This window comes from Mycobacterium attenuatum (assembly GCF_900566085.1).
GTDB lineage: Bacteria > Actinomycetota > Actinomycetes > Mycobacteriales > Mycobacteriaceae > Mycobacterium > Mycobacterium attenuatum.
Genome location: NZ_UPHT01000161.1, coordinates 1 through 18,290 on the forward strand (window position 1 = coordinate 1; position 18,290 = coordinate 18,290).

Sequence of the window (18,290 nt, forward strand, 5' to 3'; positions counted from 1 at the left end):
TGAGTTACACCGCCCCAGCGTCGCGCCACCACAGCCACCCTGACATCGTCGACACGCCCATCTCACGCGCCACCCGAATAAGCGGCGCCCCCTGACACACACAGTCGAACAACGCCCGCCGTGTCAATCGCGGATGCAGATAACCACTCGACACGACAACCTCCACGATCAACGGACGTTGTCTTGACCGTATGAACCCACCCTCAAAATCTCGCGGTGAACTCACGTTCGGCGAACGGAAACAGCCCCCGCGAACGGGAACAGCCCGCGACCGAACTCAGCCCCGCAAACGGGATCAGCCCCGAACCGGCGCACTAGGCGTGAACACCACCGGCATCGACTCGAGGCCGCTGACGAAGTTCGCCGGCCGCAGCGGCAACGCATCTGAAGACGCCAGCCGCAAGTCGGGCAGGCGCCGCAGCACGCGCTCCGTCATCAACGACAACTCCAACCGCGCCAGCTGATTGCCCATGCAGAAATGCGTGCCAAAACCGAATGCCAAGTGGCTGTTCGGGTTTCGTTGTATATCGAATCGCTCCGGCTCGGCGAACACCGCTTCGTCGAAATTCGCCGACTCGAACAGCAGCATCATCTTCTCGCCGGCCCGCAACGTCGTACCATGAAAGTCCGTGTCAGCAGTCAACATTCGGCACATGTTCTTCACCGGCGAGGTCCAGCGCAGCATTTCTTCCACCGCCGAAGGCAGCAACGACGGGTCGGCCACTAGCAGCTCCCATTGGTCCCGATTGCCCAGCAGCTGCTCGGTTCCACCGCTCAACGTGTGCCGCGTGGTCTCGTCGCCGCCGATCAGAATCAGCAGCGTCTCCATGACGAGCTCGTCGTCGCTGAGCCGCTCCCCGTCGACTTCGGAACGCACCAGCACCCCGACCAGATCCTCCGTCGGCTCCGCACGCCGCGCTGCAATGGTCTCGCGGGTGAAATCGTTGTAGGCCGCGAAGGCATCCATGCTGACCTGGAAATCCTCTTGCGACACATGCGAACTCAGAAACGTCACCAGGTCGTCGGACCACTGCAGGAACATGTCGCGCTGCTCCGGGCGAACCCCGAGCATGTCGCCGATCACCGCCATCGGCAACGGCGCGGCAAGGTCCCGCACAAAGTCGCATTCACCGCGTTCGCACACCGCGTCGATCAGCGTGTCGCACAGCGCCGCAATCGATTCCTCGCGGTCGCGCACCCGCTTGCGGGTAAAGCCGGCGTTAACCAGCTTGCGCCGCAACAGATGTGCGGGATCGTCCATGTCGATCATCATCGGCATGGCCGGCTGGTCGGGACGGATACCGCCGGCGTTGGAGAACAGCTCGGGCTGACGTTCGGCGTCGATCACCGCCTGATACGTCGACGCCGCAGCCAGCCCGTTGCGGTCGCGAAACACCGGCTGATGCGCCCGCATCCACTGGTACGCGGCGCGTGCTTCACGGCCGGCGTAGAAGGTGCCGTCGGTCAAATCGACGTCTGGTCTCATGAAATCTCCCGAGCATCGCCGAACGACATCTTCAAGTTCACCGCCGAAGATGACAGCGTCGCTCGCTTGGGCATACCAAGCGACGCAAGCTCTTCGGCATAGGGATGATCGCCGAGCCGCAGCCACACGCCGCCCGGCCGATAGCGCGAACCCACCGTAGACATCGTGAACTCCGTCTCGAACGTATGACCGTCGCGGTGAGCATACGAGCGCAATTCCCGCTTGCGCGAAGTCAACGCCGAGGGAACCGGCAGGCCGCGGCGGAATTCTAGGTCGACCACGCGCTGACCAGCGGCGCTGACCTCGAAGCCGAAGCGGCCTCCTTCTCGAATCCGGAAGTCAGCCATGACTTTCGGAAATCCCCAAATCGTTCGTCCCGCTTCAAGAGTGAAGGCTTGATCGACCAGCATGTGATGAATGAAGCCCGACTGCAGCGCGCGGAGACCCGATACCTTTGACCCAGGCTGATTGACCACCACAGTGGTACTGAATTCGTGGTAGCTGCCGAGGTCGCCGTCGATGAAGTGGGCGAGTGTCAGGGCCACGGCGGCACGGCCAGGCAGAACGTGGGCCGCCTGGAGACCGCTGTAGCCGATCAGTCGTTGGGCGGCGTTGGCGTCGACCAAGAACATGGCCATCTGCTGGGTCGCCTTGCGGACCTGCACCGGCATCGTGAGTACCGTGCCGGCGATGGTGTGCTGGGAGGCTGCCATCCGGTCAATCTAGAACGTGTTCTAATCGCCCCGCAAGGACCGCCGTCAAACCAGCGCGGCAAGGTCACGGACCTGCTCAACACTGCGGGCGCTGACCACCATCATGGTCACCCCGGACGCCTCCCAGGCCACGATCTGCTTACGCACGTAGTCGAGGTCGCCGACGATCATCGCGTCGTCAACGAGCTCGTCGGGGATCACCGCGGCGGCCTGGTCCTTGCGCCCGGACCGGAACAGCTTGGTCACGTCGTCGACCACTTCCGCGTAACCCATCCGGCGGTAGACGTCGGCGTGGAAGTTGGTGTCCTCCGCGCCCATACCGCCCATGTACAGCGCCAGGAACGGCTTGATGCCGGTAAACGCCGCCGCCCGGTCCTCGGTGACCACTACCTGCGCCGTCGCGCAAATCTCGAAGTCCGCCCGGGAGCGACGAGCCCCCGGCCGGGCGAAACCCTCGTCGAGCCACTCGTTGTACATCGAAGCCACGCGCGGTGTGTAGAAGATCGGCAGCCAGCCGTCGCAGATCTCGGCGGCCAGCGCGACGTTCTTGGGTCCCTCGGCGCCCAGCATGATCGGCAGATCGGCGCGCAGCGGGTGGGTAATGGGCTTCAACGCCTTGCCCAGCCCGGTTGTGCCCGCGCCGGTCAGCGGCAGGGGATAGTGGGGGCCGTCGCTGGTCACCGGCTTCTCCCGAGCCCACACCTGGCGCACGATGTTGATGTATTCCCGGGTGCGCGCCAGCGGCTTGGGAAACCGCTGGCCGTACCAGCCCTCGACCACCTGCGGGCCGGACACGCCGAGCCCTAGGATGTGGCGCCCACCGGACAGATGGTCCAGCGTCAGAGCCGCCATCGCACACGCCGTCGGAGTGCGCGCGGAAAGCTGCACCACCGAGGTGCCCAGCCGCACCCGCCGCGTGGCCGAACCCCACCAGGCCAGCGGGGTGTAGGCGTCCGAGCCCCACGCCTCGGCGGTGAACACGGCGTCGAATCCGGCTTCCTCGGCGGCGGCGACGAGCTCGGCCGCGTTCTCCGGGGGCTGCGCACCCCAGTACCCCAGCTGCAAACCGAGCTTCATCACTGCCTCCTTGCTGTGTTCTTGCTCAGATTGTTAGAACCTGTTCTACTCGAAGGCGTGACAGCCAGCTCGAGCGGCCCGACCTTGATCGATCACCGTGAGCCGCCCCTTTCCGCGCCGTTGACATTGTCCTTCGACTACACCCGTTCGGTGGGTCCCACCCTCGGGAAGTTCTTCACTGCGCTGCGTGAGCGCCGCATTCTGGGCGTCCGCGGATCCGACGGCCGGGTACACGTGCCGCCCGCGGAATACGACCCGCTGACCTACGAACCGCTGACCGAGATGGTACCGGTTTCGGATGTCGGCACCGTCGCATCCTGGACCTGGCAGCCGGAGCCGTTGCAAGGCCAGCCACTGGACCGTCCGTTTGCCTGGGCGCTGATCAAACTCGACGGCGCCGACACGCTGCTGATGCACGCCGTAGATGCGGGCGAGCCGGACAAGGTCCGCACCGGCGCCCGGGTACACGTGCACTGGGCCGACGAGCCCCAGGGCGCCATTACCGATATCGCCTACTTCGCGCTGGGCGACGAACAAGAACCCGTTCCGGAAGCGACAGGCGACCAGGAGCCGGTGACCATGGTCATCACCCCGATCGAAATGACCATCCAGCACACCGCATCCCACGAGGAGAGCGCATACCTGCGGGCCATCGCGGAGGGCAAGCTCCTGGGCGCCCGCACCGGCGAAAAGGGAAAAGTCTATTTCCCGCCCCACGGGGCCGACCCGGCCACCGGCCAGCCGACCACCGAGTTCGTCGAGTTGACGGACAAGGGCACGGTGACGACGTTCGCGATCATCAACATCCCGTTCCAGGGTCAGCGCATCAAACCGCCCTACGTGGCAGCCTACGTGCTGCTCGACGGCGCCGACATCCCGTTCCTGCACTTGGTTGCCGACGTCGACGCGCACGAGGTGCGGATGGGGATGCGCGTGGAGGCGGTGTGGAAACCGCGTGAGCAGTGGGGTTTTGGCATCGACAACATCGAGTACTTTCGGCCGACGGGAGAACCCGACGCCGAGTACGACACCTACAAACACCACCTGTAAAGGGCCTAACTGCAGATGAGCGCTCGCCATGTCGCGGTGGTCGGCTTCGCCCACGCACCGCACGTCCGCCGCACCGACGGCACCACCAACGGCGTCGAGATGCTGATGCCGTGCTTCGCCCGGCTGTACGACGAACTGGGCATCACCAAGGCCGACATCGGCTTCTGGTGCTCCGGCTCGTCCGATTACCTTGCCGGACGCGCTTTTTCATTCATCTCGGCGATCGACTCGATCGGCGCCGTGCCGCCGATCAACGAATCGCACGTCGAGATGGATGCCGCGTGGGCGCTGTATGAGGCCTACATCAAAATTCTGACCGGCGAGGTGGACACCGCGCTGGTGTACGGCTTCGGCAAGTCCTCGGCCGGCACGCTGCGACGTGTGTTGTCGCGGCAGACCGACCCCTACACCGTCGCGCCGCTGTGGCCGGATTCGGTGTCGATGGCCGGATTGCAGGCCCGCCTCGGGCTGGATTCCGGCAAGTGGAGCGAATTGCAGATGGCGCGGGTGGCGTTCAACGCTTTCGCCAACGCGCGCCGGGTGGACTCCGTGGAGCCGCCGATCAGCATCGACGACTTGCTGGACCGGCCGTTTTTCGCCGACCCGCTGCGCCGCCACGACATTGCGCCGATCACCGACGGCGCCGCGGCGATCGTCCTGGCCGCCGATGACCGCGCCCGCGAGTTGCGCGAAAACCCGGCGTGGATAACAGGTATCGAACATCGCATTGAGTCGCCGTCGCTGGGTGTGCGCGACCTCACCGAATCGCCGTCGACCAGAGCCGCGGCCCGGGCGGCCACCAAGGGTCACACCCGCAATATCGACGTGGCCGAGATCTGCGCGCCGTTCACCCATCAGCAGCTGATCCTCGGCGACGCCATCAACTTGCCGGGGGCGACGAAGATCAATCCCTCCGGCGGTGCGCTGGCCGCCAACCCCATGTTCGTCGCCGGTCTGGAACGGATCGGCTTTGCCGCCCAACACATCTGGGACGGCTCGGCCCAGCGAGTGCTGGCGCATGCCACCAGTGGGCCTGCGCTGCAACAGAACCTGGTCGCCGTGATGGAAGGGAACAACTGATGGCCGGAGCAGGAGCACACCTGGCCGCGGTACTGGGCACCGGTCAGACCAAATACGTCGCCAAGCGCCACGACGTCTCGATGAACGGCATGGTTCGCGAGGCCATCGACCGAGCCCTCGAGGATTCCGGTTCCACCTTCGACGACATCGACGCCGTCGTGGTGGGCAAGGCGCCCGACTTCTTCGAAGGCGTCATGATGCCGGAACTGTTCATGGCCGACGCCATGGGCGCCACCGGCAAGCCGCTGATCCGGGTGCACACCGCGGGTTCGGTCGGTGGTTCCACGGGGGTGGTGGCGGCCAGCCTCGTGCAGTCCGGTAAGTACCGCCGGGTGCTGGCCATGGCTTGGGAAAAGCAATCGGAGTCCAATGCCATGTGGGCACTGTCGATTCCGATTCCGTTTATCAAGCCGGTGGGTGCCGGGGCGGGCGGCTACTTCGCGCCACACGTGCGGGCCTACATCCGTCGCTCCGGAGCCCCGACGCACATCGGCGCCATGGTGGCGGTCAAGGACCGGCTTAACGGCAGCCGTAATCCGTTGGCACACTTGCAGCAGCCCGATATCACGCTCGAGAAGGTGATGGAGTCACCGATGCTGTGGGACCCCATCCGCTACGACGAGACCTGCCCCTCCTCCGACGGGGCCTGCGCCGTGGTGATCGGCAACGAGGAGATCGCCGACGCAAAGGTGGCGCAGGACCAGCCGGTGGCGTGGATCCACGCCACCGCACTGCGCACCGAACCGCTGGCGTACTCCGGTCGCGACCAGGTGAGCCCGCAGGCCGGGCGGGACGCCGCCGCCGCGTTATGGAAGGCGGCGGGCATCACCAACCCGATCGACGAAATCGATGCCGCCGAAATCTATGTGCCGTTCTCCTGGTTCGAGCCGATGTGGTTGGAAAACCTGGGGTTCGTCGCCGAGGGCGAGGGCTGGAAACTCACCGAAGCCGGGGAAACCGCTATCGGCGGACGGCTGCCGGTCAACCCCTCCGGCGGTGTGCTGTGCTCGAACCCGATTGGCGCTTCCGGTCTGATCCGCTTCGCCGAGGCCGCCATCCAGGTGATGGGCAAGGGCGGCGACCACCAGGTGCCGAATGCGCGAAAGGCTTTCGGTCACGCCTACGGCGGTGGCTCGCAGTATTACTCGATGTGGGTCGTCGGTTCTGAGAAGCCGGTCACGTCATGACTCGGATGAAGTACACCTGCAGCATCGCGATGGGGCCGATCGACCAGCTGATCGGCATCGCCAAGACCGCCGAGGAAGTCGGGTTCGACTCGATCGCCCTACCGGATTCGCTTTTCCACATGGAGAAAGCGGCCGCCGATTACCCCTATACCCCGGACGGGTCGCGGATGTGGGACGAGAACACTCCGTGGGTCGACCCGTTGGTGGCTGCCGCGGCGATGGGCGCGGTCACCTCGACGCTGCGGTTCTACACCCACGTATTAAAGCTCGGCTCCCGCCAGCCGCTACTGCTGGCCCGCCAGGTGGGTTCGGTGGCCAACGTGACCAACAACCGCTTCGGTTTTGGCGTCGGAATCGGCTGGGCGCCCGAGGAATTCGAATGGTGCGGGGTGCCGTATAAGCGCCGCGGCGCGCGCGTCGACGAGATGATCGAAGTGATCAAGCTGGTGCTCGGCGGCGGCATGGTCGAATTCCACGGCGAATTCTTCGATTTCGATCGCCTGCAGATGAGCCCGACCCCCAGCCAACCGGTGCCGTTCTACGTCGGCGGGCACACCGACGTGGCACTCAAACGGGCCGCCCGCGTCGGTGACGGCTGGTCCACCGCGATGATGACCGGCGCGCAACTGGCCGAAACCATCGGCCGGCTCACAGCACTGCGCACCGAATACGGCCGGGCCGAGCAGCCGTTCGAGATTCAGGCGGTCTGTATCGACAAGTTCGGGGTCGACGGTCATCGCGAGCTTGCCGGGATGGGCGTCACCGACAATATCGTCATGCCGTGGGTTTTCGACGGCCTGGGCTTCGACGCGCCGCTCGACAAAAAGCAGGACTCGATGAAGCGCTTCGCGGACACCTATATCCACTCCGGCTGGCAGGACACATGACCCAGACGCATCCCGCGCACGAGGCCGGCCGGCGATCCCGCGAGGCGGTAATGGCCAAGGACAAGCAGGCCTGGCTGGCGGTCTTCGCCGACGACGCCGTCGTCGAAGACCCCATCGGGCCATCGGCTTTCGATCCCGAAGGCAAGGGTCACCGCGGCCGCGACGCGATATCGACGTTCTGGGACAAGGTGATCGCGCCCACCACCAGCATCGAGTTCTTCTTTCGCGACACCTTTCAGTGCGGCGACGAGGAAGCCAACGTCGGCCACATCCTGACCACCATGGGCGGCTACCAGATCACCACCGAAGGGGTGTTCACCTACAAGGCCAATGCCGCAGGCCAGCTGGTGGCCCTGCGGGCGTACTGGGAAATGGAGCGCGCCGCCGCAACGGCCAAAAAAGCCTAGGTCAAGCGCCGCCGTCACGCCTACACTCTCAGGCGTGCCTACTGAACTGCGTTACGAGCGCTGGTTTCTCCCCTTCTCGGTGCCGCTCGGCTGCGGTCCGAAGCACAGCGAGGTGCGTGTCCAAGACGGCGCCCTGCGGGTCAAATTCGGCTGGGGATTCAACGCCGAGATCCCGCTGGCGTCCATCACAGACGCCAAGCCCAACCACGACCGGGTGTACTCCTGGGGTGCGCACGGATTCCGGGGCCGCTGGCTGGTCAACGGATCTTCCCAAGGGATCGTCGAGTTGACCGTCGACCCGCCCGCGCGGGCGAAGGTCATGGGCGTACCCGTCACGCTGAAGACGTTGTATGTCAGCGTGACCGACCCCGATGCTTTGATCGCGGAAGTCACCGGCAAGTCCTGACGAAAGCCCTTGCTACGGTGAGCCGTTGGTGCCGGACGAGCCGTTGACGCCGCCGAGTCCGGCGATGCCGCCGAGGCCGCCCTGGCCACCCTTGCCGCTGACGAGCACGTCGCCGCCGTCGCCACCATCCCCGGCCCGGGAGGCCGTGGTGGCGGTGGTCGTGTAGATGTGCGAGATGCCGCCACTGCCGCCAGTACCGCCGGTACCGGTGTTGACCTGCCCGCCGGCGCCGCCAATGCTGCCCTGGGCGGTTCCGATAACGCTGCCGTCGCCGTACGCGGTAGCGCCGCTACCGCCGCGTCCGCCGATGCCGCTGGCCACCTGCCCGCCGGTGCCACCATGGCCGCCGTTGGCCGTTCCGTCGACGGGTTTCGCCGGTGCCGCCGGAGCCGCCCTGACTGCCGAAGATGCCGGCGGTTGTTTGCCCACCGGCGCCGCCGTCGCCTCCGGTGGCTGTTCCCTTCGCGGAGTACGCGTAGCCGCCACCGCCGCCCGAATTGCCGCTACCCGACGAGGAGCCACCGTCGCCACCGTCACCGCCGGTGCTCGTTGTCGATCCGGAACCGAACGCCTGCGCGTTACCGCCGGCCCCGCCCTGGCCGCCGTTGCCCATACACAAGCCGCCGGCACCGCCGGCCCCACCGGAACCACCCATACCGCCGCCGCCCCTGGCACCGACCAGCCCGGCGGCACCGCCGGCTCCGCCAGCCTGCCCGGCTGCGCCGGACCCGCCGTTGCCCCACAAGATCCCGCCCGCACCACCAGCCTGCCCGGTACCCGGCGCGCCGTCGATGCCGTTGCCGATGAGCGGACGCCCCAGCAGCAGGTTGGTGTGCGCATTGATCACACCCAAGATGTCGTCCGCGAGCTTCTGCAGTGGCGAGGCATTCGCCGCCTCGGCCAGGGCATACGCTCCCCCGCCCCCCACAACGCCTGGACAAACTCGGCATGAAAGGCGGCCGCCCGGACGCTGAGCGCCTGATAGTCCTGCGCATGAGCGGAAAACAGCGCCGCAATGGCCGCCGGAACCTCATCACCGGCGGCGGCCAGCACCCCGGTGGTCTGCGCCGCAGCTGCTAGGTTGGCGGCGGTCAGTGGGGAACCGATGCCCGCCACATCCACCGCAACCGCCGCCACGGCGCCACGGCGCCACGGCGCCACGGCGCCTGGAATCGCCACTAAATGCGACATCATTACCTCACAAGGTGTTGCCCGAAATCATCAGTAGACGCACAGTTTATGCCCGTTCGACAAGGCGATTTTGCATTTCTGCGGACTTTTATCGCGTCTTTCAGTGCCTTTTTCCATCCGAAACGACACGATTGATCCAGCCGGCCGTGCTGGTCCCGCGATTATCCGGCTGACCAGCTCGAACATCAGAAACTGTTTCTCAGTCACATGATGTAATGACATTCAGGATACGAATTCGTACAGCTCAACTGGCGAATTATCGTGTTCCACTCTTTGCGCTGCCTTCGAGCCTGTCAACAATGACAACACCCGGGCGGCACCGCCGGCGCTCACGGCGCGTTTTGCGGCCGCAACAAGATAGCGGGGCGCCAAGCCGGTACTGTCCTGGTGTCGCGATCGAAATGCTGGTGAGGGAGCTGGCTGTGGGTGCAGGCGAATTCAGGCGTAACAGGCTATTGAACCAGCGCAGCCTGGCTATCGCGGGTGTCGCCGTGGTGCTCATCGCCATCCTCGCGGCTATTGGGCACCTGGGCTTCTTCCGTACTCCGTCCAACGGCGCCGCGCCCAATCAGGTGGGCCAGTCGACCGTTGCGCCCACGCCCCAACAGATTGTGCTGCCGTTCGAGGTAGGAGATCCCGACGGGGTCGCCGTGGACGGTAAGGGCGTTGTTTACGTCGCCGACTCGAGCAACAACCGGGTGCTGACGCTGCCGGCCGGTGCCGATAAGCAATCCGAGTTGCCGTTCACCGGCCTCAACCGCCCGGCCGGTTTGGCGCTGGACCTCGCTGGCGGCCTGTACCTCGTTGACGCATACAACAACCGGGTACTCAAGCTGCCGGCGGGCTCAGCCACGCCGGCTGAGTTGCCTTTCACCGGCCTGAGCTCGCCCCATGGCGTTGCAGTGGACCGCAACGGCAACGTGTACGTCGTCGACTCCGGCAACAACCGCGTATTGGAACTGCCGGCCGGCGCGAACAATCCCATCGAGCTGCCGTTCATCGGCCTTCGTCACCCGTTGGGCACGGCAGTGGACGACGCCGGCGAAGTTTATGTCGCCGACAGCGAAAACAACCGGGTGGCAAAGCTTGCCGCTGGTGGCGCCACCCCGGTCTACCTTTCGTTCACCGAGCTGAACTTTCCTCACGGTGTGGCGGTGGACCACAACGGCGGCGTCTACGTCACCGACTTGAACAACAACCGGGTGTTGAAGCTGGCGGCCGGCTCGAACACCCCGTCGACATTGCCCTTCACCGACCTCAACTTCCCGTACGGTGTGGCCGTCGACAATGCAGGCAACGTCTATGTGACCGATTTTCACAAGCGCGTGGTGAAACTGTCGGCAACCTAACGGGATTCGCCGCGATCTGGCCCGTGAAGCCCGCCGGAGCCACGCGGCACGCCGAGTGAGGCGTCGCGGACTTCACACACTCGGCGCCCGAGCTGGCTTCCACACTCAGATCGGCTCCAGCCCGGCCAGATGCCGCTGGGCCAGGTCCCGATAAGCCTGCGGGTTGAGGGTGACCCACATCTGGGCGCCGGTTCCCTCGATCGGTCCTTTCACCTTGGCCGGGGCGCCGGTCACCAGCATGCCGGCGGGAATCTGGGTGCCCGCCACCACCAGTGAGTGCGCCGCGATCAGGCACCGCGCGCCGATCACCGCGCCATCCAGCACCGTGGCGTGATTGGCAATTAATGCCTCTTGTCCCACGTGGACACCGTGGATGACGCACAGGTGCGCAATCGTGGCGCCGGGCCCGATATCGACGGGGATACCGGGCGGCGCATGCAGCACGGAGCCGTCCTGCACATTGGCGCCTTCGCGCACTACGACCGGCGCATAATCGCCGCGCAGCACGGCGTTGAACCAAACCGACGCTCCCGCTTCGACGGTCACGTCGCCGATCAGGGTGGCGGTGGGGGCCACGAAGGCGGTGGGATCGACCCGCGGAGAGCGTCCCTCGAATGAATACAGCGGCATCGTTTACGTATACCGCACCATGCATATGCCGTGGCCAGGCGCGCCGTCGTTGCACTCACCCGGCCTAAAACTGTAACGTGTTCTAGTTAGTGGCCAGGGATGCGGAGGTGACAGGGTGAGTACCGGCACAAGCAGCGTCGGCGTCCGGGAGATCGATGCCGGAACTTTGCCGACCAGGTACGCGCGGGGCTGGCATTGCCTCGGTGTCGCCAAGGACTTCATGGACGGCAAACCGCACGGGGTGGAAGCGTTCGGCACCAAGCTGGTGGTGTTCGCCGACTCGAACGGGGAGCTGAAGATCCTCGACAGCTACTGCCGCCACATGGGTGGCGACCTGTCCGAGGGCACCATCAAGGGCGACGAGATTGCCTGCCCGTTCCACGACTGGCGCTGGGGCGGCGACGGCCGCTGCAAGCTGGTGCCCTACGCCAAGCGGACCCCCAAGACCGCTCGCACCCGGTCCTGGGCCACCGACGTGCGCGGCGGCCTGCTCTTCGTCTGGCACGACCATGAAGGCAACCCGCCGGATCCCAAAGTGCGCATTCCCGACATTCCCGAGGCCGCCAGCGACGAATGGACGGACTGGCGGTGGAACCGCATCCTCATCGAAGGGTCCAACTGCCGCGACATCATCGACAACGTCACGGATATGGCGCACTTCTTCTACATCCATTTCGGGCTGCCGACTTACTTCAAGAACGTCTTCGAGGGCCACATTGCCTCGCAGTATCTGCATAACGTGGGCCGCCCGGATGTCGAAGGGCTGGGCACCGCCTACGGCGAAGCGCACCTGGATTCCGAGGCGTCCTATTTCGGGCCGTCGTTCATGATCAACTGGCTGCACAACAGCTACAGCGGCTACAAATCCGAGTCGATCCTGATCAACTGCCACTATCCGGTGACCCAGGATTCGTTCGTGTTGCAGTGGGGCGTCATCGTCGAAAAGCCCAAGGGCATGGACGAAAAGATGACCGACAAGCTGTCGCGGGTGTTCACCGAAGGCGTCAGCATGGGCTTTCTACAGGATGTCGAGATCTGGAAGCACAAGACCAGAATCGACAACCCGCTGCTGGTCGAGGAAGACGGCGCGGTGTATCAGATGCGGCGCTGGTATGAGCAGTTTTACGTAGATGCGGCCGATGTCACCCCTGAAATGGTGGAGCGCTTCGAGCTGGAGGTGGACACCACCCGCGCCAACGAGTTCTGGAACGCTGAGGTCCAAAAGAACTTGGCGGCAAGGAAACTCGCCGACGATGTGCACGCCGAGCAGCACTGACATGACCCCGTCCGACGACCAAGCGGTGCCTGATGTCGATCGGCTGGCCCGCTCTATGCTGCTGCTCTATCGCGACCAGCATGAGCACCACGGCGCATCCCACGAGCAGGCAGGGCGCCGATCCTGGTCCAAGGCAAGGGACTTCGCCAACGACCCGCAGCGCGCCGCGATGGTGCGCGAAGCCAGCCTGGCCGATCGCGAACGCTATCTGACCGCTGGCCTGCAGCCGGTGGATTGCCGCTTCTGCCACGTCACCGTGACGGTCAAGCGGCTGGGCCCGGGACATACAGCCGTGCAGTGGAATACCGAAGCTTCGCAGCGCTGCGCGCACTTTTGCGAAGTGCGCGCGTCTGGCGGCGACACGGCGCGCACCAAGACCTGCCCGAAAATGAGCGACAGCATCGACCACGCCGTCGCTGAAGGCTATCTGACACTGGAGCAGCAGGACTGAGCACGCACCGGTAAGGTCATCCAGGAATCTCATCCACCACGGCCGGACTCGGACGTCGCTGGCTTATGCCGGGATCACCGGCACCCGCAGCCTTGCCGGCCGTTGCGGTCCCCAGTACAAGGTGCACCGTGCGGACGGGCTCGACGCGTAACGGGCGGGGAAGGCGCCGAAGAGCGGATTGCGCGGGCCCAGTTGACGACCCGCGACCAACAGACGGATGCGGTCGCCGGCATGGAAGACGGTGGCCGACGGCCCCAATGCGACCTCGACCGGAACCACCTCACCGGGCGACAGGAGCTGGTGCCGTCGAAAGGTGTGCACCGGTTCGTACGTCGTGGACCGCTCGGTGTCGATCTCACGCAACGACGCGCGCTGCCAACCCGTAGTCACCCGATCCCGGCCGAATCCATACGAGCCTTCGAACGAAACCCACTTCCTGCCAACCCATTTCTCGACACCGACGAACAGTGCGACGTCGTCGGCGCCGTCGACTGAGACCCACAGCGCCAGACTCATCGGGCCGGTGAGTTCCAGATCGCTTTGCACCGGAAAGGTGAATGCCGCGGCGCGGCGACGAGTGTGGAAGGTGACCGATCCGTCGACCTTCGGCGCCGCGGTGTCCAGATACCCGTTGCCGGCGAGGTAGAGATCACCCCATTGGGTACGTAGCAGTGGCCATTCACGTTCGGTGCGGACCTGGGTGATGACCTCGCGCTGCTCGCGCACCTCAAGGCGGACCGGCGGCGGTTTGGGCACGTCGCGTTGCTTGAGGTAGTGATCAAAAAACGCCAGCTGAGCCCGTCGGGCCTCGTCGCTGTAGAACGTCGCCCATTTGCCACCGCGATGCGTATAGACGAATTTCTCTGTGGCGCTCACCTTTTCGAATGCCCGAAAGGATCCGCGGCTGTGCAGGTTATTGTCGGAGAAGCTCGCGCAGACGAGCATTGGCACGGTGATCCTGGCGAGGTCCGGGACCAGGGATTGCCACCACTGATCTCGCAGCGGGTGTGCCCTGCGCAGCTTGCCGACGTCTTCGGAAGTACGCATGACGCGTTTGACGATGGCGACCCAGATTCGGGAAAAGCCTTTCTCGGCAATCCCTCCCGGTGTGAACAAGTCGCAGTAGGCGTCGGTGAACCCCTCCCAGGGACAGATCGCCTTGAGACTCGGCGGGTGCAGCGCGGCCGCCTTGAACTGCGACAGGGCCAGGTAAGAGACCCCCAGCATGCCGACGTTGCCGGTTGACCACGACTGGACACCCGCCCACTCGATCAGGTCATAGACGTCGCGGCCCTCCTGATCGGAAAGCAACGCACCGACCCCGTCAGAGGTACCGGCCCCCCGCAGGTCGGCGTTGACGACGGCATATCCCTGCGCTACCCACCAGGCCGGATCTGGTGCTTCCCAACTGGTTTCGCTGGAGATTTCGATGGGCGCGGTCTGGCGCAGGGCGCGAAACTGTGGGTTTATGCTCCACCGGCCCCACTTGCGCTTGGGCAGCCGGTCCTTGCCGTAGGGATGCGCCGCCAGGATCACGGGGAACGGGCCCGGGCCGTGGGGGCGATAGACGTTGGCCCGCAACACAACATCGTCGCGCATACAGATGCCGACATTGCGGTTCACCATGAGGTCCGGCGGTGCTGCCGCGACATCCACCGGTGGCCAAAGGATCCCGTGCAGCCGGGCCGCGGCATACCGGGCGGCCCCGGGTCGTTTCCAGGGACGATCGTAGCTGGGGTATTCCGCTGACACCGCCGGCATATTGGGCTCCTGGATGTGCAGTCGGATCGATTGCGGCGAGGTCTGGCCGGTCATCAGGCGATCACCCGCTCGATGGTGTCATGGAGCGCTACGGCCGATCGCGCCGGGCAGGTGCTCACGGGATCGCCCGCCGACGCGTGCCCAACATGGATGGAGTCTTGCGGGTTTCCCGACCAGGATTTGAACGCATAAGCCGCGGATCGTCCTGGTGACCGAAATGTGTTGCGGCACAGTACGCGGCGCCGTCGCCGGCCGCGGGCGGGCGATCCGCGGCGGCCTTTAAGGGCAAGCATGGCCGGTCAACGAGAACCGAGCAGGTCCCCGGCCACGCACCCAGCCTCCGGATTGCGGCGGAGCGCACCGGGGCCCAGCCTTCGCGCTTTACACCTCTGTCGCCGGTACTGGCCAATGGAGCATCCGGCTTGGCAACGTGACGATGTGATCCTCGAGGCGCAACAGCAGACCTTCCCCGATGAGTGCCTCTGCCGCCTCCTGTTGAGCGGACCGGAGTTCGCTGAAGTGTCGTGGGGACAGGCACTCGGCGAATACCTGCGTCAGGACGGGCTGATCGAGGACAAAGCTGGCGGAGGCTTTGGGGTTGCGGATGTCTTTGACGTGGATGAAGTCCGGTCCGAGCCGGTAGTAGCACAAGCCGAACCGAAATCTCGATCGCCACATGTCCACTTGCTCGTTTAGACCCGCGGGCGGATATACCGGTGGCGGCAGATGCCACAACAATGGAGTGGGCAGTGCCGAGGTGACGTCGCCATGCCAGCGGGTTGTGGTGCCGTCGGTCAAATTGTCCCGGAGCCTGGCAATGAAGTGGACCGTCTCGACGGGCCGCGCGCCAAGCCGAATCGGACTAGGGGAAACATCCACGCCGCCCGGTTGCATTAGGCGATTGCCCCGACATGGTCGGGAGCCATGGTGGTGACCCGCTGCGTGGCAATGGCTGTGGCCAGAGCGACCCAGGCAGCGTCGTCGACGAAGACCAACCCGTCGCGTTGCGCGCTGCGCAGCCATGCCTCGATGGTCGCGTGGTCAAGCTCGTACCCGCTGTCGACAAGGTAGGAGCGCAGAGCCGTACTGCTGCGGCGACGGGCAAGTGCCCGGTAAGCCACGGCATGCCACCCGGAAAGCCGGTGCTGGGTGTTCGGCCATCCGCGGCGTTGATCGTCAATGAGGATTTCGGCGCCGTTGTCGGTGGCGATGAGAAACGAATACGGATAGTCACGTTTCCAGCGGTCTATCGCCTCCTCGAGGCTGCACGCCACGTCGCCAACGATGCCCGCGGGCTCGCTGTCAAAGAAATACGCCAGGTCGGCCAGCTCGGTGTCGGCAAGACTATACACATGCCCGTAGAAAGCGGCCGGCCGGCGGTGACCGAAGCCAAGTTCGGGCTGGTTGAAGTACGGGGAAAATCTCTCCAAGACAATCCGAGTGGCGCCTCCCGGTGGTTGCAGGTGAACCAGGGCCGGCAATTGTGCGATGACGCTCCAGTAGTCCTCGTCGTGTTCGCCGGGAAAACCGTAGAGGTAGCTCCATGACGCGGTGATGTGGTTGTTTTCGCAGTCGCGTAGCAGGCCGACGTTGGTTGCACCATCCACACCCTTATCCATGAGTTTGAGCACCCGACCGCTGAGGCTTTCGATGCCGGGCTGGATCATCGCGACTTTCGCCGCGGCGAGTGCCTCGACCTGGGAGGTCCGTAGGTTGGATTTGACCTCGTAGTGGATGCGAAGATCCCAGTCGACCTCCGCGATCTTTGGCAACAAGCTGTGAAAAAAGCTCATGTCGATGATGTTGTCGACGGTGAAGACGTCGAGGATCTGGTGGCGCCGCACCAGCGTGGACAATTCGTCCCAGAAGCGATCCGCCGACTTAGCACGAAATGTCATGAGCGAACCGTTGAGACCACAGAAGGTACATTGGTGCTTCTCACCCCACCAGCAGCCTCGCGAACTTTCGATGATGAGTTGCGGTGAGACATACTCGCGGACCGGCGAACGCTCCAAAGCATCGCGCCAATCGTCGAAATTCGGGCACGGGATCATTCCGGGCGGCACCGTACGTGATGGCTGGGGGTTGGCCACCGAGCGGTCATCGTTCCACCAGCAGACCCCCGGGATCTCGTGCGGATCAGTGCCGGCGCGTATTGCTTCGATCAACGCGGGAAACACCAGCTCACCCTCGCCTCGCACGACGAAGTCGACGAAGGGATGGTTGCGGTGCAGGGCATGCCCCATAGCACCGTCGCAGTTCGCACCGCCGAAGACGATCCGCAACTCGGGCGCGAGCTGTTTGAGCCGCCGGGCCGCCGCAAGACTCGGCATATTCTGCATAAAGGTCGAAGTGAAACCGACGACGTCTGGATGGCCTGAGAGGATTTCGGTAACCGCGGCCTCGATGAAATCCGGTGCCAACTTCCGCATTCGCAAGACAACTTCGACGAGCGAGTCGTCAAGATTGTGGATTTCGGCAAACGCCCGCATTTCTGCGACGCGCCAGCCCGGATCCCCATACAGGCAACCGGCGAATACCCAATCACCCAGCCCTTGCAAAACAGAATTACCGATCTCGGTATAGCTTTGCACCGGAGTCGGTTCGCGGCTGTCGAACATGCGTTCCACCCATTGGATGGCGCCGTGGTATTCGACCACGTCGACGTCGCTGCACTCCCTGCGCACCAGGCTGTGTAGCAGGCCGACAGCAAGTGACGGGCGCTCCACCGACTGCCACGGCATCGCCGCGAGAGCAAGACGCACTCGCATCTCCTTAACGAAAGTGAGGTTGCCGCCCGGCTGGCGGCAACCTCACTTTGTCAAACCTCTGAAGCGCTTGAGAGCCGGACCTTATCGCCGGCCACCCGTTCACGTCCACCGCCGGTTGAATGCTTAAAGTAGCCCCACTTGAAACTTCCGGGTGCAGAAGCCTCGTTCTCACGAATAACGGTCTTCTTGATCATTCACGCTCTCTCAAAATCGTGGCCTTGGCGCTGTTTTATGGACACTGAGCTAACGCCTTGCCGTCGTTGGCCGGCCCCCTCGGTAGGGTGTCCACTGGTCAGGGCCAGAGTGTCCAATCTTCAGACTCAATTGAATGTGATATTCACCGTGCTGGGTTTATTGTAGCCGCCGCTCCATCGAATCGCGACAAAAAGCCTGGTCAGGCGGGTAGGTAGCCTAGCACGCGGCCATAGTGAGCACAACCTTCCGTCGAACCAGCGGTTTTGGAATCCGGGTTGCGGCTCCGTCGACGAGTACCCGCACCGCGATCTGCAGATCTGGAAACAGCCTGACGCAACAGATTGTTCCCAACCGGTGAGGCGAAAAGACGGCC

Annotated in this window: 17 protein-coding genes and 2 pseudogenes; 9 read left to right on the top strand and 10 right to left on the bottom strand. The window is 64.5% G+C overall.

Translation table 11 applies throughout. From position 1 onward, the window contains the following. Positions 1–7: 7 nt before the first annotated feature. The 4 genes and pseudogenes from EET13_RS32975 to EET13_RS25545 form a co-directional block, all read right to left on the bottom strand. A pseudogene (locus EET13_RS32975) lies at positions 8–154 on the bottom strand (IS30 family transposase); the annotation flags it as partial. A 141-nt stretch (positions 155–295) separates the two neighbouring features. Beyond that, positions 296–1,486 (bottom strand): cytochrome P450, encoded by a 1,191-nt coding sequence (locus tag EET13_RS25535; protein ID WP_122444871.1) that lies wholly within the window; start codon positions 1,484–1,486, stop codon positions 296–298. Beyond that, entirely contained in the window at positions 1,483–2,199 is a 717-nt protein-coding gene (locus EET13_RS25540; protein ID WP_122444872.1) for an acetoacetate decarboxylase family protein, read from the bottom strand. Before EET13_RS25540 ends, EET13_RS25535 begins: the two co-directional genes overlap by 4 nt. Before the next feature lie 45 nt (positions 2,200–2,244). Further along, complete coding sequence (locus EET13_RS25545; RefSeq protein WP_122444873.1) at positions 2,245–3,276, bottom strand: LLM class F420-dependent oxidoreductase; 1,032 nt, start codon at positions 3,274–3,276, stop codon at positions 2,245–2,247. 57 nt (positions 3,277–3,333) lie between these two features. Between EET13_RS25545 and EET13_RS25550 the strand changes: the two genes are divergently transcribed. From EET13_RS25550 to EET13_RS25575, 6 genes are read left to right on the top strand one after another with little or no spacing between them, the layout of a single operon-like run. Beyond that, positions 3,334–4,326: a Zn-ribbon domain-containing OB-fold protein gene (locus tag EET13_RS25550; RefSeq protein ID WP_122444874.1), complete on the top strand. Its 993-nt coding sequence runs from the start codon at positions 3,334–3,336 to the stop codon at positions 4,324–4,326. Positions 4,327–4,341: 15 nt separating this feature from the next. Beyond that, positions 4,342–5,406, top strand: coding sequence for a thiolase domain-containing protein (locus tag EET13_RS25555; RefSeq protein ID WP_122444875.1), 1,065 nt, complete (start codon positions 4,342–4,344; stop codon positions 5,404–5,406). Then, positions 5,406–6,593 carry a thiolase domain-containing protein gene (locus EET13_RS25560; RefSeq protein WP_122444876.1) on the top strand — a complete coding sequence of 396 codons (1,188 nt, stop codon included), beginning with the start codon at positions 5,406–5,408 and terminating at the stop codon, positions 6,591–6,593. The genes EET13_RS25555 and EET13_RS25560 overlap by 1 nt, the downstream gene beginning before the upstream one ends. Before the next feature lie 5 nt (positions 6,594–6,598). Continuing rightward, entirely contained in the window at positions 6,599–7,480 is an 882-nt protein-coding gene (locus EET13_RS25565) for a TIGR03619 family F420-dependent LLM class oxidoreductase (RefSeq protein ID WP_122444877.1), read from the top strand. Then, positions 7,477–7,887, top strand: coding sequence for a nuclear transport factor 2 family protein (locus EET13_RS25570; RefSeq protein ID WP_103850423.1), 411 nt, complete (start codon positions 7,477–7,479; stop codon positions 7,885–7,887). The genes EET13_RS25565 and EET13_RS25570 overlap by 4 nt, the downstream gene beginning before the upstream one ends. Positions 7,888–7,921: 34 nt before the next feature. Beyond that, positions 7,922–8,293, top strand: a complete 372-nt coding sequence (locus tag EET13_RS25575; RefSeq protein ID WP_122444878.1) for a hypothetical protein — start codon at positions 7,922–7,924, stop codon at positions 8,291–8,293. A 12-nt stretch (positions 8,294–8,305) separates the two neighbouring features. Here the strand turns inward: EET13_RS25575 and EET13_RS25580 are convergent, their stop codons facing one another. Together EET13_RS25580 and EET13_RS32980 are read right to left on the bottom strand one after the other, a co-directional pair. Continuing rightward, positions 8,306–8,614 carry a hypothetical protein gene (locus tag EET13_RS25580; protein ID WP_122444879.1) on the bottom strand — a complete coding sequence of 103 codons (309 nt, stop codon included), beginning with the start codon at positions 8,612–8,614 and terminating at the stop codon, positions 8,306–8,308. Between the two features lie 160 nt (positions 8,615–8,774). Next, positions 8,775–9,484 (bottom strand): annotated as a pseudogene (locus tag EET13_RS32980) (PE family protein); the annotation flags it as partial. Between the two features lie 422 nt (positions 9,485–9,906). Between EET13_RS32980 and EET13_RS25590 the strand changes: the two are divergent. Then, the gene (locus EET13_RS25590; protein ID WP_244604121.1) at positions 9,907–10,833 is read left to right on the top strand and encodes an NHL repeat-containing protein; all 927 of its coding nucleotides are present in this window, start codon (positions 9,907–9,909) and stop codon (positions 10,831–10,833) included. 105 nt (positions 10,834–10,938) lie between these two features. On the opposite strand, the gene EET13_RS25595 is transcribed toward EET13_RS25590, so the two are convergent. Next, a complete protein-coding gene (locus EET13_RS25595; protein ID WP_122444881.1) occupies positions 10,939–11,463 on the bottom strand; it encodes a gamma carbonic anhydrase family protein in 525 nt (174 codons plus the stop codon). Positions 11,464–11,578: 115 nt separating this feature from the next. Between EET13_RS25595 and EET13_RS25600 the strand changes: the two genes are divergently transcribed. Together EET13_RS25600 and EET13_RS25605 are read left to right on the top strand one after the other, a co-directional pair. Beyond that, the gene (locus EET13_RS25600; protein WP_122444882.1) at positions 11,579–12,739 is read left to right on the top strand and encodes a 3-ketosteroid-9-alpha-monooxygenase, oxygenase component; all 1,161 of its coding nucleotides are present in this window, start codon (positions 11,579–11,581) and stop codon (positions 12,737–12,739) included. Between the two features lies 1 nt (position 12,740). After that, positions 12,741–13,190, top strand: a complete 450-nt coding sequence (locus EET13_RS25605) for a hypothetical protein (RefSeq protein WP_122444883.1) — start codon at positions 12,741–12,743, stop codon at positions 13,188–13,190. Positions 13,191–13,253: 63 nt separating this feature from the next. Here EET13_RS25605 and EET13_RS25610 read toward each other — a convergent pair whose 3' ends face one another. The 3 genes from EET13_RS25610 to EET13_RS25620 form a co-directional block, all read right to left on the bottom strand. Further along, positions 13,254–14,951, bottom strand: coding sequence for a CocE/NonD family hydrolase (locus tag EET13_RS25610; RefSeq protein ID WP_122444905.1), 1,698 nt, complete (start codon positions 14,949–14,951; stop codon positions 13,254–13,256). A gap of 381 nt (positions 14,952–15,332) precedes the next feature. Beyond that, complete coding sequence (locus EET13_RS25615; protein ID WP_136623253.1) at positions 15,333–15,830, bottom strand: DUF5825 family protein; 498 nt, start codon at positions 15,828–15,830, stop codon at positions 15,333–15,335. Between the two features lie 14 nt (positions 15,831–15,844). Then, entirely contained in the window at positions 15,845–17,716 is a 1,872-nt protein-coding gene (locus tag EET13_RS25620; protein ID WP_122444906.1) for a RiPP maturation radical SAM C-methyltransferase, read from the bottom strand. Positions 17,717–18,290 lie beyond the last annotated feature (574 nt).

Coding starts and splice junctions, on each gene's coding strand:
- EET13_RS25545 (WP_122444873.1), bottom strand. CDS start 3,276: ATGAAGCTCGGTTTGCAGCTGGGGTACTGGGGTGCGCAGCCCCCGGAG.
- EET13_RS25610 (WP_122444905.1), bottom strand. CDS start 14,951: ATGCCGGCGGTGTCAGCGGAATACCCCAGCTACGATCGTCCCTGGAAA.
- EET13_RS25560 (WP_122444876.1), top strand. CDS start 5,406: ATGGCCGGAGCAGGAGCACACCTGGCCGCGGTACTGGGCACCGGTCAG.
- EET13_RS25570 (WP_103850423.1), top strand. CDS start 7,477: ATGACCCAGACGCATCCCGCGCACGAGGCCGGCCGGCGATCCCGCGAG.
- EET13_RS25535 (WP_122444871.1), bottom strand. CDS start 1,486: ATGAGACCAGACGTCGATTTGACCGACGGCACCTTCTACGCCGGCCGT.
- EET13_RS25555 (WP_122444875.1), top strand. CDS start 4,342: ATGAGCGCTCGCCATGTCGCGGTGGTCGGCTTCGCCCACGCACCGCAC.
- EET13_RS25565 (WP_122444877.1), top strand. CDS start 6,599: ATGAAGTACACCTGCAGCATCGCGATGGGGCCGATCGACCAGCTGATC.
- EET13_RS25540 (WP_122444872.1), bottom strand. CDS start 2,199: ATGGCAGCCTCCCAGCACACCATCGCCGGCACGGTACTCACGATGCCG.
- EET13_RS25605 (WP_122444883.1), top strand. CDS start 12,741: ATGACCCCGTCCGACGACCAAGCGGTGCCTGATGTCGATCGGCTGGCC.
- EET13_RS25595 (WP_122444881.1), bottom strand. CDS start 11,463: ATGCCGCTGTATTCATTCGAGGGACGCTCTCCGCGGGTCGATCCCACC.